Source organism: Aeromonas sp. FDAARGOS 1405 (genome assembly GCF_019048265.1).
Lineage (GTDB): Bacteria > Pseudomonadota > Gammaproteobacteria > Enterobacterales > Aeromonadaceae > Aeromonas > Aeromonas veronii_A.
Map to the genome: position 1 here is coordinate 2660261 of NZ_CP077311.1, position 12969 is coordinate 2673229.

Consider the following 12969-nt stretch of genomic DNA (forward strand, 5'->3'; position numbering starts at 1 on the left):
CCCGTGCTTTTTTCAAGTAAAACAGCGGTCTGTCATCAGTTCATGCGGGTTCGCAGCACATCTTGTACTGGGGGTGACCGGTGAGAGGATCGGACTCTTCACCCTTGATGACGAAACCGTGGCGACGATAGAAACGTACCGCCTGATCGTTCTCGACGAAGACCCGGGCGTAGAGCGACGCCCCCTGACGCTTGGCCTCCTGCAGCAGGGCGTGGCCGACACCGCGACCCTGACGGTCGGGACGCACAAAGAGGGCGGCGAGATAGTTGTCCACCAGCGCCATAAAGCCGAGCAGATCGCCGCGCTCCTCAAACACCCAGATGGCGGCACGATCGAGATAGCGGGTACGCAGATCCTCCTGGGCCTGCCACCAGCAGGAGGCATCGACGAAATCGTGGGCCTGCAGGGAGGCCAGCAGCCAGATTTCGACGATCTCTTCCATATCTTCCGGGCGACTGGGCCGCAACATAAATCCATCCTTGGTAACAACTTGTACACTCGCAGTCTAGGGGAACTTGACGGCCGTTCAGGTGATATAAATGAGACCCTGTGAGGTCGATCGCCCTTTATTTAGCGAGAATGATTGGCTGATCACAAAGCGCCTCTCTAGTACAATGCCCGCCGGACAATCTAGAGACCGAGGACGCCATGTGGTTTAAAAACCTGCAGATTTATCGCTTTACCCGCCCCTTTGACCTGACCGTGGATCAGCTGGAAACCCAGCTGGAAGCCTGTGCCTTCACCCCTTGCGGCAGTCAGGACATCTCCCGTTTCGGGTGGGTCAAGCCCCTTGGCAAATTCGGCTCAACCCTGACCCACTCTGCCTCCGGCCACATCCTCATCTGCGCCCGCAAAGAGGAGAAGATGCTCCCCGGCACCGTGGTCAAGGAGATGCTGGCCGAGAAGGTAGAGGCGATCGAGTTCGAACAGGGTCGCGCCCTCAAGAAGAAAGAGAAGGAAGCGCTGAAAGAGGAGATCCTCCACACCCTGCTGCCCCGTGCCTTCAGTCGTACCAGCCAGACCTTCGCCTGGATCAATCCGGCCGACAATTTGATGGTGGTGGATGCAGGTTCTGCCAAGAAGGCGGATGATCTGCTGGCACTGCTACGCAAATCCATCGGCTCCCTGCCGGTGGTGCCAGTGGCTCTCAAGAACCCGCCGGAGATCACCATGACCGAGTGGTTGAACGAGGGCAACCTGCCCGCTTCCTTCACTCTGGAAGATGAAGCCGAGCTGCGCAGTGCCATGGAGCACGGCGGCATCATCCGCTGCAAGCAGCAGGATCTGATGACGGATGAAATCAAGAACCATCTGGCAAACGACAAGCTGGTGACCAAGCTGGCCCTCAACTGGGGCGAGACCGTCAGCTTCGTGCTGGGGGATGATCTCTCCATCAAGCGTCTGAAATTCAGCGAAGAGCTGCGCGAGCAGAACGACGACGTGACCAGCGAAGATCCGGCCGCCCGTCTGGATGCCGACTTTGCACTGGTGACCGCCGAGCTCTCCCAGTTCATTCCGGCGCTGTTTGCCGCCCTGGGTGGCGAAGAGCAGTCCATCTAACCGGACTTGCGCCTGTTTGGCCTCTGCCATCCCATCGTAAAAGCCGCCTTCGGGCGGTTTTTTTATATCTGTTACGGATAGCCATTATTGATAGATGAGTAAGATATTGATCTTGTTCAATAACTTGAGCTACCAGCGCCAATCGTGACATAGTCCCTTTTTATGGTCATAAAACAGACAAGGAGAGTGTCATGTTGCGCAAACCTCTGGGGCTGGCTGTCGCCCTTGCCCTGCTGGCCGGTTGTGCCAGTGACAACGGCTTTCACTACACCCCGCCAGCCCAGACCCTGATCGCGCCGGAAGCCGCCAGTGGCTGGACCGACAAACAGGGCTGGCAGGGCCATGACTTCATGGTGGCGGCCGCCAACCCGCTGGCGGTGGATGCGGGCTACCAGATCATCAAGGCCGGTGGCAGTGCCGTCGATGCCGCCATTGCGGTGCAACTGGTGTTGACGCTGGTTGAGCCGCAATCCTCCGGGATCGGTGGCGGGACGCTGCTGCTGGTGTGGGATGGCCGCAAGGTGAGTGCGGTGGATGGCCGCGAGACGGCGCCGGCTGCCGCCACCGACCAGCTGTTTATGCAAGATGGCAAGCCGCTGGCGTTTTATGACGGGGTGGTCGGGGGCCGCTCGGTCGGTGTTCCCGGTACCCTGCGCGCCCTGGCGCTGGCCCATCAGCGTTATGGCAAGCTGCCCTGGGCTGTGCTGTTCGAGCCCGCCATCACGCTGGCAGAACAAGGATTTGTAATAAGTCCACGGCTGGCCACATTGCTGGCCAAGGATCCCTATCTGGCTCGTGACCCGGATGCCCGTGCCTATTTCTATCAGGCGGATGGCAGCCCCAAAACGGCAGGCACCCGGCTGAACAACCCGGCGCTGGCTAAGGTGTTGCGCACTCTGGCAACAGAGGGGGTGGATGCCTTCTATCAGGGGCCGCTGGCGGATGCTATGGTGGCCAAAGTTCGCCAGCATCCCACCAATCCCGGGGTACTGGCGGCCACCGATCTGGCCAGCTATCAGGCCAAAGTGCGGGATGGCCTCTGCTTTGACTATCGCCAGAGCAAGATCTGCGGTTTCCCCACTCCCTCATCCGGCACCCTGGCGCTCGGCCAGATTTTCGGCATGCTGGAGAGCCGCGATATGGCTGCCCTCAAGCCGATCACCACCAAGGAGGGGGGACTGGCTGCTTCCAGCGAGGCTATCCACCTCTACAGCGAAGCGGCGCGTCTGGCCTTCGCCGATCGCAACCAGTACGTCGCCGACAGCGATTTTGTCAGGGTGCCGGTGCAGGGGTTGCTGGACAAGGGCTATCTGGCCGAGCGCGGCAAGCTTGTCGGTCAGCACTCCATGGGGATTGCCAAGCCCGGTACGCCGCCACTGGCGCTGGCGCGCGGCAAGGATGCGACCCCGGAACTCCCCTCTACCAGCCATGTCTCGATCGTCGACAAGGCGGGAATGGCGGTCTCCATGACCAGCTCCATCGAGGATGGTTTCGGATCGCGTCAGATGGTCAACGGCTACCTGCTCAACAACCAGCTCACCGATTTCTCCTTCACCTCGGTGGATGCCGCCGGTCTGCCGGTGGCAAACCGGGTGGAGCCGGGCAAGCGGCCCCGCTCCTCCATGTCACCCCTGCTGGTGTTTGACAAGCCAAGCGGCGAGCTGACCATGACGCTGGGCTCGCCGGGGGGCTCCGCCATCATCAACTATGTGGGCAAGACCCTGCTCGGTACTCAGGATTGGGGCCTGAACCTGCAACAGGCCATCAACCTGCCCAACTTTGGCAGCCGCAACGGCCCCACCGAGCTGGAAGCGGGACGCACCCCCATGTCGGTGGTCGAGGGATTGAAGGAGAGGGGACACGAGGTGGTATTGAACGAGCAGACCTCCGGCCTGCAGGGGGTTGAGCGCAACGCTGGCGGCTGGTTTGGCGCTGCGGATCCGCGCCGGGAAGGGATCGCCAAGGGGGAGTGAGGTTCCCATAGCAACAAGGCCAGCATGATGCTGGCCTTGTTGTTGATGGAGCGTGACGGAGCACTTACTGGATACCCAACAGCTCCACGTCAAAGATCGGCACGGGCGCGCAGTGGGATATTGCCACTGGAGCATCCTGCGCAGTTACTGGATACCCAGCAGCTCTACGTCAAAAATCAGCACGGATCCCGGCGGGATTTTGCCAGCGGCGCGGTCGCCGTAGGCGAGGTTGGCGGGGATGTAGAAACGGGTCTTCTCACCTTCCACCATCAGCTGCACCCCTTCGGTCCAGCCAGCGATCACCTGATTGAGGCCAAACTCGATGGGCTCGCCACGGGCGACCGAGCTGTCAAAGACGGTGCCGTCCAGCAGCTTGCCCTCGTAGTGCACCTTCACCTTGCTGGTGGCGGTGGGGTGAACGGTGCCGGTGCCCGGGGTCAGCACTTCGTACTGCAGGCCGGAGGCAGTAGTGGTCACCAGCGGTTTGTCCTTGTTGCTGGCGAGGAACTCGGCGCCAATCCGCACGTTGTCGGCCGCCAGCTTCTTGTTGTTGCTGCTGGAGTAGAAGTAGTAGGCCACACCGGCGATGAGCAGTGCGATCAGTATGAATTTCATCGGTTTTTCCTGTTCCATGAAATGTAAAAAGTGCAATGAGGGCGCCATCTTATCGCGCACCGCCCCTGATGGCGAGCCACAGGGCGGGAGGATGTGAGCGGGCAGGCAAAGCTCGAAGACGCAGACGCAAAAAGGGGCGAGTCGGTGACTCGCCCCTCGTCATGGCGGCGGCGCTTACTTGGCGGCCACCATCATCAGGGCGGGCAGGGCGAAGAAGAGACCCGTCACATAACCCAGAGCCAGCAGCTTGTTCTCGCTGCCTACCCGGGCCAGCCCCTCGGCGGCGCGCACCGGCAGGTCGCGCAGGAAGGGGATGCCATAGATGATGACCACGGCAAAGAGGTTGAACAGCACGTGGACCAGTGCGATGGTCAGGGCCAGCTGGGCACCGGCTCCGCTGATGGCGGTGGCTGCCAGCAGGGCGGTGATGGTGGTCCCGATATTGGCCCCCAGGGTGAAGGGGTAGAGCTGACGGGTGCTGAACACGCCGCCGCCGGCCAGCGGGATCATCAGGCTGGTGGTGGTGGAGGAGGACTGCACCATGATGGTCACCAGCGCACCTGATGTGATGCCGGTCAGCGGGCCACGGCCCAGCGCCTTGTGCAGCACCTCTTTGGCACGGCCAACCAGTACCTGTTGCAGCACTTTGCCGAGATAAGTGACGCAGGCGAGGATCAGCAGGATACCGATGACGATAGTGGCGATGGCGGCACCCTTGCCCGGCAGGAAGGCGACGGCGCTGTCAATCAGCTGCTGGGCCGGTGCGGTCAGCGGCTTCATGAAGTCCATGCCCTTCATCGACATGTTGGCGGAGCCTACCAGCAGGTTGGCCAGCCACTCGGCGCTGTGTTGCAGCAGGCCGAACATCAGCTCCAGCGGCAGGAAGATGAACACCGCCAGCAGGTTGAAGAAGTCGTGCACGGTGGCGGCGGCGAAGGCGCGGCGGAACTCGGCGCGATCCCGCACATGGCCCATGGAGACGATGGTGTTGGTGATGGTGGTGCCGAGGTTGGCACCCATCACCATGGGGATGGCCATGCTGATGGGCAGGCCGCCAGCCACCAGACCGACGATCACCGAGGTGACGGTGCTGGAGGATTGCACCAGCGCGGTAGCGAGAATACCCAGCAGCAGGGCGACAAAGGGGTTGTTGGCAAAGGCGAAGATCTGGGCTGCGCCCTCGGCGCCGCCGGAGAAATCTTTGAAGCCGTGGGAGATGGCGCCCACGGCAACCAGGATCAGGTAGACCAGTACGATGACACTCATCCAGTTGAACAGGGCGCGGGTCGCGGGCGGCTGTGACAAGGAGTGATGGTGTTGCATAAAGCCTCTTGAGACGGTCGTTCCGTCTTGGGTTGTTGATGACCCGCGCATTTAATCAGTGGTTAATGACAGAAATATGACAACGTGACATTTCGATGATGTTTTTATGACGACGAACTGCGGCGACAGGCGCTGACCGAGCCGGTTGGCTCTGGGGTGGCAAAAGGGGGGGACGAAAGCACTGCCGCCTTGTCAGCCGGAATGTGATCGCTACACTGCGCCCCTTTATTGGCAAGCAGGAGTAAACAAGATGATGCGTGCATGGATCCTCTCTCTGTCGCTGGGGCTGCTCTCGGCAGGGGCACAGGCCAGCCTGTTGAAAACCGACTGCAACCTCGACAAGGCCCTCAAAAACGAAGCGGTGAATGCCACTCTGGGAGTCAAGGGCAACTGTGATACCAGCAAGCTGGTGAAGCAGGAGAAAGAGAAGGTGAAAGCTGAGGTGCAAAAAGGCCGCAACGACCTGCTGGGCGAGAAGCGTGCCGACCTCAAGGAGAGCGGCAACGGTATGCAGCAGAAGATGGACAAGGCAAACCAGCAGCTGCACAAGGCGGAGCAGGATGCCAAGACCATCGCTCGCGATCCGCTCAAGGCTGCGGCGACCGCCGTACTGGATAAGCAGTAAGCGGACCGGGCCCAAGCCCGTGTGACCGGCCACAGACCGGCAGCAAAAAGGGGAGCCATGGCTCCCCTTCTGTCTATCCGTTATCCGCAAAGGATCAGGCGTCAGCCGCTTCCTCGTACTGACGGAACGGGATACGGAACACCGCCAGACGCAGGAACAGATAGGTTGCGCCGAGGCCCGCCCAGATCAGGCCCAGCTCCAGCGAGCTCTGCTCCAGGTTGATCCACAGCGCACCGATGGTGGCGGCACCGAGCAACGGCATCAACAGGTAGATGACGTGATCCTTGAGGGTCTTGTTGCGCTTCTCGCGCACCCAGAACTGACCGATCACCGACAGGTTGACGAAGCTGAACGCCACCAGTGCGCCGAAGTTGACCAGCGCCAGCGCGGTATCCAGATCAAACGACACGGCGGAGAGGGCCAGACCGCCCACCATCAGCACGTTGATGGCCGGAGTGCGGTATTTCGGGTGGATGTAGCCAAACACCCGCTCCGGGATCATGCGGTCACGCCCCATCACGTAGAGGATGCGCGACACACCGGCGTGAGCCGCCATGCCGGAGGCCAGTACCGCGACCGTGGTGCAGACCAGAACCACGGACTGGAAGAAGGTGCCGCCAACGTAGAGGGCGATCTCCGGCAGTACCGCATCCGGATGCTGGAAGCGGGCGAGGCTCGGGAAGTAGAGCTGCAGGCAGTAGGAGACCACCACGAAGATGATGCCGCCGATCAGGGCAGTTAGCACGATAGCCTTGGGGATCACCTTGCCGGCGTTCGGCGTCTCTTCGGAGAGGGAGCTCAGACCGTCAAAGCCCAGGAACGAGAAGCAGAGGATGGTCGCACCGGTAAAGAGCGGTACCAGCTGTGCTGACTCGAAGTGGAACGGACGGCTGCTCATCAGGGTGCCAGCCCCTTCGCCGTGGTAGATGCCCCACGCCATCAGGCCGATAAAGAGGGTGATGATGGCCAGCTGGATCACCACGATCAGACCATTGAAGTTGGCTACCAGATTGATGCCACGCAGGTTCAGGAAGGTCATCACGGTCACCAGACCGAAGATGAACACCCAGGGCTCAACGCCCGGGAACATGGCGGTCAGGTAGATCTTGGCCAGCAGAATGTTGATCATCGGCATGAACATGTAGTCGAGCAGGGATGACCAGCCGACCATGAAACCGACGTAGGGGTTGAACACCTTCTGGGCATAGGTATAGGCAGAGCCCGCAGAGGGGAACTTGCGTACCAGATGTCCGTAGCTGAAAGCGGTGAGCAGGATGCCACCCAGAGCCAGCAGATAGGCGGTGGCGACCCGGCCATCGGTGATGTCACCGACGATGGCGAAGGTATCGAATACAGCCATGGGGGTCAGATAGGCCAGACCCATCACAATCACTTGTGTCAGGGTAAGGGTCTTGAGCAGCTTGGCGTTTTGCGATGCCATTACGCTTTCTCCTCAATCAGTGCCGCAGCACGTGCTTGCAACGAGCGCAGGGATACGATGGATTCGCAAGCCTGTACATCAAGGGCGCCGGGGAGGCGCATACCGGGCTGTACCGGCAGGAAAGCATTAAAACGCCCCATTGTTATCCTCTCAACGTCGGGAGATTGTTTGGCAATCTCGAATATCACTTCCGGAAACGTTCCGGCCTCTTGTGGTGGGTTTGTACTGCACTTCAAAAATACAAAAACCGATGTCGCAGTGAACATCGGTCCTTTATTGGCGGCGTATTGTGCATTCGGCCAGCCCCCTTGACAAGCAAAAAAGGGCGGATTAACGCATTTTTTTGCATACGCACGGGGCAGGTAAGTGGTCACTCGCCCCCTGCAGCCGTCCCCGAGCCGCTCCCCCTTTTTCGGGGGGGAAGAGAACCCTGTCATGGCGTATGAAAAATCGGCAAATCTGGGCTGCAGGGTGCATAGCGCCTCAACATTGATCCTGATCATATTTGCCAACGTCCCCCCGGGCTCGAGTCCTGCGAGCTTATCGGCTGGCGGGGGATGGGAGGGGGTGAAGTGGAAAAAGATCTATTGCATATCCATTCACATTAATGACTGAGGATAGAAGATGACGCAGCTTGAGCCATGGCTCGGCGAGCGGCCCGGCTGGGTAGTTATTTGAAATCAGTCACACTTCCTGCAGAAACTGCATATCTGGCAACCCGTGCTGCTGGCAACCAGAACACCGCAAAAACAACAAGGAGCCCGCAGGCTCCTTGTTCTCTATCGGTGGGAGGGGGCCAGCGGTTACTGGGCGATCTCCACCTTGTCGGCGGTATGCAGCGGGATGCGGAACACGGTGAGGCGCAGGAACAGGTAGATGGCCCCCAGCGCCGCCCAGATCAGCCCCAGCTCGAAGGAGGAGGGCTCGAGGTTGAGCCACAGCACCCCGATGCAGGCGGCGCCACAGAGCGGCAGCAGCAGGTACATCAGGTGGTCCTTGAGACACTTGTTGCGGCCCAGCTTCACATAGAAGTGGGCAATCACCGCCAGATTGACGAAGGTGAAGGCCACCAGGGCGCCAAAGTTGATCAGTGCCAGTGCCATCTCGAGATCGAACGATACCGCCGAGAGGGCCAGCAGACCGACCAGCAGCACATTGCATGCCGGGGTCTGCCACTTCGGATGCACATAGGAGAAGAAGCGACTCGGCAGAGCGCGATCACGACCCATTACATAAAGCAGGCGCGACACCCCGGCGTGAGAGGCGAGTCCCGAGGCCAGCACCGCCACCGTAGTGCAGACCAGTACCACCGCCTGGAACAGTTTGCCACCGACATAGAGAGCGATCTCCGGCAGGACTGCATCCGGTTGCTTGAAGCGGGAGATGTCCGGGAAGTAGAGCTGCAGGAAGTAGGACGTGCTGACAAACAGCACACCGCCGATCAGCGCCGTCAGCACGATGGCGCGGGGGATCACCCGATCCGCGTCCGGTGTCTCTTCCGACAGGGTGCTGATGGCATCAAAGCCGAGGAACGACAGACAGAGGATGGAGGCACCCATCAACAACGGCGAGATGTTGATCTGCTCGGAGAAGAAGGGACGGCTGCTGGCCACGGTCCCCAACCCTTCACCGTTGTGGACGCCCCAGGCGATCAGGCCGATGAAGACGGCGATAATACTGAACTGCATGATGACGATCAGGCTGTTGAAGTTGGCCACCAGCTTGATACCGCGCAGGTTAAGGGCGGTCATCACCGCCGCCAGACCAAAAATATAGGTCCAGGGCTCCACCTCGGGGAAGAGAGCCTGCAGATAGATCTTGGCCAGCAGCATGTTGATCATCGGCATGAACATATAGTCGAGCAGGGAGGTCCAGCCCACCATAAAGCCGACATAGGGGTGAAACACCTTCTGGGCATAGGTATAGGCGGAGCCTGCCGACGGGAACTTGCGTACCAGATGGCCGTAGCTCAGGGCTGTGAACAACATGCCGATGAGGGCAAAGAGGTAGGCGGTCGGCACATGGCCTTCGGTAATTTCGGTGACGATGCCGAAGGTATCGAATACCGCCATGGGAGTGAGGTAGGCAAGACCCATGACCACGACCTGCCACAGTTTCAGGGTCTTTTTCAGACCAACCGGTTGGGCGTTCATCATGCCTGTTCCTCACGCGGTGCCAGGGCGGCACACTCCATCAACGAAACCGGGAGAGAGGCCCGGGAATCAAGGGCGCCGGGGTGGCGCGCGCCGGTCAGAGCCGGCAGGAAAGCATAGAGATGCCCCATGTTGTTCCTCACAGAATGTGGTGTCGGGAGATTGCTGCCAATCTCGCTATCTTTTCCGGGGGTTATCCGGCCTCGTTTATGGGTTTGTTCACTGTATGAAAAAGAACCGATGTATTTGATTTACACCGGTTCTTTCAGTGGCGGCGCATTGTGCATTTGCAGGGCCCCCTTGACAAGTAAAAGAAGGTGGCAAAACTGCATTTTTTTGCACAGGTGAGCAGTCACTTTCCGGCTGGTCAGGCCAGCGCGGCCTCCAGTGATTTTTCAAGGATTTGCATCCCTTCGTCAATCACTGCCGCAGGGGCGGTCAGGGGGGCGAGAAAACGGATGACATTTGCGCGAACCCCGCATGAGAGCAGGACCAGACCCCGTTTGCCCGCCTCGGCCACCAGACGTTTGGTGAGGTCGGGATCGGGCTGGCTGGCATCACGCCGTTTCACCAGCTCCATGGCCACCATGGCACCGGGTCCGCGAATTTGACCTATGCAGTCAAAACGCTCGGCTATGCGTTGCAGCTCCGTCTTGATCTGCTCCCCTTGATCCAGCGCCTTCTGGTTGAGTTTTTCCTCGTCGATCACCTGCAAGACCGCCAGTGCTGCAGCGCAGGCGATGGGGGAACCGGCATAGGTGCCGCCAAGTCCGCCCGGCTTGGCCGAGTTCATGATCTCCGCCTTGCCCACCACCGCCGAGAGAGGGAAGCCCCCCGCCAGACTCTTGGCCAGGGTCATGATGTCCGGCTCGATGCCAGCATACTCGGTGGCGAAGGTCTTGCCGGTACGGCAAAAACCGCTCTGGATCTCGTCGCAGATGAGCAGAATGCCGTGCTGGTCGCAGACGCTGCGCAGCTTCTGCATAAAGCTCGGGGAGGCAGGATAGAAGCCCCCTTCGCCCTGTACCGGCTCGATAATGATGGCAGCTACGCGGGAGGGTTCGATGTCGGCGCTGAAGCAGAGCTCGAGGGCGTGCAGGGCATCCTCTTCACTTACCCCCAGATAGTCGGCGGGGAAGGGGATGTGGTAGACCTCACCCGGAAAGGGGCCAAAGCCGGTCTTGTAGGGGACCACCTTGCCGGTGAGTGCCATCCCCATCATGGTGCGGCCGTGAAAGCCCCCCTTGAAGGCGATGGTGCCGCTGCGACCGGTGTGAGCACGGGCGATCTTGATGGCGTTCTCGACCGCCTCGGCGCCGGTGGAGAGAAACAGGGTGCGCTTCGGGGTCGGGCCGGGCACCAGGGCATTGAGTTTCTCGGCAAGTTCGATATAGCCCGGGTAGGGGGTGACCTGAAAGCAGGTGTGGCTGAACTTTTCCAGCTGCTCACGCACCGCCGCCACCACCTTCGGGTGGTTGTGGCCGGTGTTGAGCACGGCGATGCCGGAGGCAAAGTCGATGTAGCGGTTGCCCTCCACATCCCACAGCTCGGCATTTTGCGCACGGTCGATAAAGACCGGCAGCAGGGTGCCGACGCCGTTGACCACGGCCGCTTCACGGCGCGCTTGCCACGCCTTGTTTGATTGTGACTGACTCATCTTTCCTCCCTGAGGGGCCGCAGCCCCCGATATTCCCTGAAAATGTGGCAGGCGTTTTGGCGCCTATTACCGCCGAACAGCCCATCGGGCCAGTTCGGCGGCGCCTTGTCTCTCTGTTGCAGCCCTAGCGAATGGCGCCAAAGCAGAGGTATTTGGTCTCCAGATACTCCTCCAGCCCCTCGGCTGCACCCTCCCGACCCAGACCCGACTCCTTGATGCCGCCAAAGGGGGCCAGCTCGGTGGAGATGATCCCCTCGTTGATGCCGACCATGCCGTACTCCAGCTGCTCGGCGACGCGCCACACCCGGGCGATGTCACGGCCATAGAAGTAGGCGGCCAGGCCATAAGGGGTGTCGTTGGCAATGGCGATGGCCTCGGCTTCTGTCTCGAAGCGTACCAGCGGGGCGACCGGGCCGAAGATCTCCTCCTGCAGGATGGGGTTGGTTTTATCCACCTTGCCCAAAATGGTGGGTTGGTAGAAGAGGGGGCCGGCGGGGTGAGCTTCGCCCCCCAGCAGCACTTCGGCACCGGCGGCGACCGATTGCTGCACCAGCTCGGCCACCTTGCTGGCGGCGGCCGGGTTGATGAGCGGGCCGATCTGGCAGCCCTCTGCCATGCCATCTCCCACCCTGAAGGCCTTGACGGCGGCAGTCAGTTTTTCGGCGAAGGCGTCATAGACACTGGCCTGCACCAGAATGCGGTTGGCGCAGACGCAGGTTTGCCCGGCGTTGCGGTATTTGGAGGCGAGTGCCCCGGCCACGGCGGCGTCGAGGTCGGCGTCGTCAAAGACGATAAAGGGGGCGTTGCCACCCAGCTCCAGCGACAGCTTTTTCATGGTGTCGGCGCATTGGCGCATCAGCAGCTTGCCGATGCGGGTGGAGCCGGTGAAGGAGAGCTTGCGCACTACCGGATTGCTGCACAGCTCGTTGCCCACCGCGCTCGCCTGATGGCTGGTGACGATATTGATGACACCGGCGGGGATCCCCGCCTGCTCGGCCAGTACCGCCAGTGCCAGCGCGCAGAGCGGCGTTTCGGCGGCAGGCTTGATGACGATGGTGCAACCGGCGGCCAGCGCCGGGCCCGCCTTGCGGGTGATCATGGCAATCGGGAAGTTCCACGGAGTGATGGCGGCGACGACTCCGACCGGCTGCTTGATGGTGGCCAGCCGGCGATCGCCGCTAAAGCCCGGGATGGTGCGGCCATAGGCGCGCTTGCCCTCTTCGGCGAACCACTGGATAAAGCTGGCGCCGTAGGTCACTTCCCCCTTGGCTTCCGCCAGCGGCTTGCCCTGCTCGCAGGTCATGATGCGGGCCAGTTCATCGCTGTGGGCGGTGATGGCGGCAAACCAGGCGTAGAGCTTGTTGCTGCGCTCCTTGGCGGTGAGGGCTGCCCAGGCGGGTTGCGCCGCGTGGGCGGCCGCGATGGCGCGGCGGGTATCCTCTTCATTCATGTCGGGCACTTGAGTGATCACGGCACCGGTAGCCGGATTGGTGACCTCGAAGGTGCGGCCGCTGGCGGCCTCGCACCACTGACCATCTATATAGGCGCGGGATTTGATCAAGCTTTGATTGGAGCTGGTAGCGGACATGGCAAGCCTCAATGGTGAAACCTGGCAGCAAGGT

11 protein-coding genes are annotated in these 12969 nt (G+C 60.9%); 3 read left to right on the plus strand and 8 right to left on the minus strand.

All coding sequences use genetic code 11. From position 1 onward, the window contains the following. Positions 1–40 precede the first annotated feature (40 nt). The gene (locus I6L35_RS12530; protein WP_216978334.1) at positions 41–469 is read right to left on the minus strand and encodes a GNAT family N-acetyltransferase; all 429 of its coding nucleotides are present in this window, start codon (positions 467–469) and stop codon (positions 41–43) included. Positions 470–648: 179 nt separating this feature from the next. Between I6L35_RS12530 and rdgC the strand changes: the two genes are divergently transcribed. Further along, positions 649–1560, plus strand: a complete 912-nt coding sequence (rdgC, locus tag I6L35_RS12535; protein ID WP_005347467.1) for a recombination-associated protein RdgC — start codon at positions 649–651, stop codon at positions 1558–1560. Between the two features lie 191 nt (positions 1561–1751). Continuing rightward, positions 1752–3533: a gamma-glutamyltransferase gene (gene ggt / locus I6L35_RS12540; RefSeq protein WP_216978335.1), complete on the plus strand. Its 1782-nt coding sequence runs from the start codon at positions 1752–1754 to the stop codon at positions 3531–3533. Between the two features lie 144 nt (positions 3534–3677). Here the strand turns inward: ggt and I6L35_RS12545 are convergent, their stop codons facing one another. Then, the gene (locus tag I6L35_RS12545; RefSeq protein ID WP_005338245.1) at positions 3678–4148 is read right to left on the minus strand and encodes an FKBP-type peptidyl-prolyl cis-trans isomerase; all 471 of its coding nucleotides are present in this window, start codon (positions 4146–4148) and stop codon (positions 3678–3680) included. Positions 4149–4322: 174 nt separating this feature from the next. Continuing rightward, positions 4323–5471: a sodium:phosphate symporter gene (locus tag I6L35_RS12550; RefSeq protein WP_005359054.1), complete on the minus strand. Its 1149-nt coding sequence runs from the start codon at positions 5469–5471 to the stop codon at positions 4323–4325. Positions 5472–5721: 250 nt separating this feature from the next. On the opposite strand from I6L35_RS12550, the gene I6L35_RS12555 reads away from it, so the two are divergent. Then, positions 5722–6096 carry a hypothetical protein gene (locus tag I6L35_RS12555; RefSeq protein WP_005359057.1) on the plus strand — a complete coding sequence of 125 codons (375 nt, stop codon included), beginning with the start codon at positions 5722–5724 and terminating at the stop codon, positions 6094–6096. A gap of 94 nt (positions 6097–6190) precedes the next feature. Here I6L35_RS12555 and I6L35_RS12560 read toward each other — a convergent pair whose 3' ends face one another. The 5 genes from I6L35_RS12560 to I6L35_RS12580 all read right to left on the minus strand — a co-directional run bounded on the left by I6L35_RS12560 (position 6191) and on the right by I6L35_RS12580 (position 12935). Next, a complete protein-coding gene (locus I6L35_RS12560) occupies positions 6191–7537 on the minus strand; it encodes an APC family permease (RefSeq protein WP_021230506.1) in 1347 nt (448 codons plus the stop codon). Continuing rightward, positions 7537–7911: a hypothetical protein gene (locus I6L35_RS12565; protein WP_216980337.1), complete on the minus strand. Its 375-nt coding sequence runs from the start codon at positions 7909–7911 to the stop codon at positions 7537–7539. The genes I6L35_RS12560 and I6L35_RS12565 overlap by 1 nt, the downstream gene beginning before the upstream one ends. 429 nt (positions 7912–8340) lie before the next feature. After that, entirely contained in the window at positions 8341–9690 is a 1350-nt protein-coding gene (locus I6L35_RS12570; RefSeq protein WP_216980280.1) for an APC family permease, read from the minus strand. A 367-nt stretch (positions 9691–10057) separates the two neighbouring features. Then, positions 10058–11347 (minus strand): 4-aminobutyrate--2-oxoglutarate transaminase, encoded by a 1290-nt coding sequence (gene gabT / locus I6L35_RS12575; RefSeq protein WP_216978336.1) that lies wholly within the window; start codon positions 11345–11347, stop codon positions 10058–10060. A gap of 124 nt (positions 11348–11471) precedes the next feature. After that, positions 11472–12935: an NAD-dependent succinate-semialdehyde dehydrogenase gene (locus tag I6L35_RS12580; RefSeq protein ID WP_216978337.1), complete on the minus strand. Its 1464-nt coding sequence runs from the start codon at positions 12933–12935 to the stop codon at positions 11472–11474. Between the last annotated feature and the right edge of the window lie 34 nt (positions 12936–12969).

Excerpts from the sequence above, each read along its gene's own strand:
- I6L35_RS12530 (WP_216978334.1), bottom strand. The coding sequence starts at position 469 with ATGTTGCGGCCCAGTCGCCCGGAAGATATGGAAGAGATCGTCGAAATC.
- rdgC (WP_005347467.1), top strand. The coding sequence starts at position 649 with ATGTGGTTTAAAAACCTGCAGATTTATCGCTTTACCCGCCCCTTTGAC.
- ggt (WP_216978335.1), top strand. The coding sequence starts at position 1,752 with ATGTTGCGCAAACCTCTGGGGCTGGCTGTCGCCCTTGCCCTGCTGGCC.
- I6L35_RS12545 (WP_005338245.1), bottom strand. The coding sequence starts at position 4,148 with ATGAAATTCATACTGATCGCACTGCTCATCGCCGGTGTGGCCTACTAC.
- I6L35_RS12550 (WP_005359054.1), bottom strand. The coding sequence starts at position 5,471 with ATGCAACACCATCACTCCTTGTCACAGCCGCCCGCGACCCGCGCCCTG.
- I6L35_RS12555 (WP_005359057.1), top strand. The coding sequence starts at position 5,722 with ATGATGCGTGCATGGATCCTCTCTCTGTCGCTGGGGCTGCTCTCGGCA.
- I6L35_RS12560 (WP_021230506.1), bottom strand. The coding sequence starts at position 7,537 with ATGGCATCGCAAAACGCCAAGCTGCTCAAGACCCTTACCCTGACACAA.
- I6L35_RS12570 (WP_216980280.1), bottom strand. The coding sequence starts at position 9,690 with ATGAACGCCCAACCGGTTGGTCTGAAAAAGACCCTGAAACTGTGGCAG.
- gabT (WP_216978336.1), bottom strand. The coding sequence starts at position 11,347 with ATGAGTCAGTCACAATCAAACAAGGCGTGGCAAGCGCGCCGTGAAGCG.
- I6L35_RS12580 (WP_216978337.1), bottom strand. The coding sequence starts at position 12,935 with ATGTCCGCTACCAGCTCCAATCAAAGCTTGATCAAATCCCGCGCCTAT.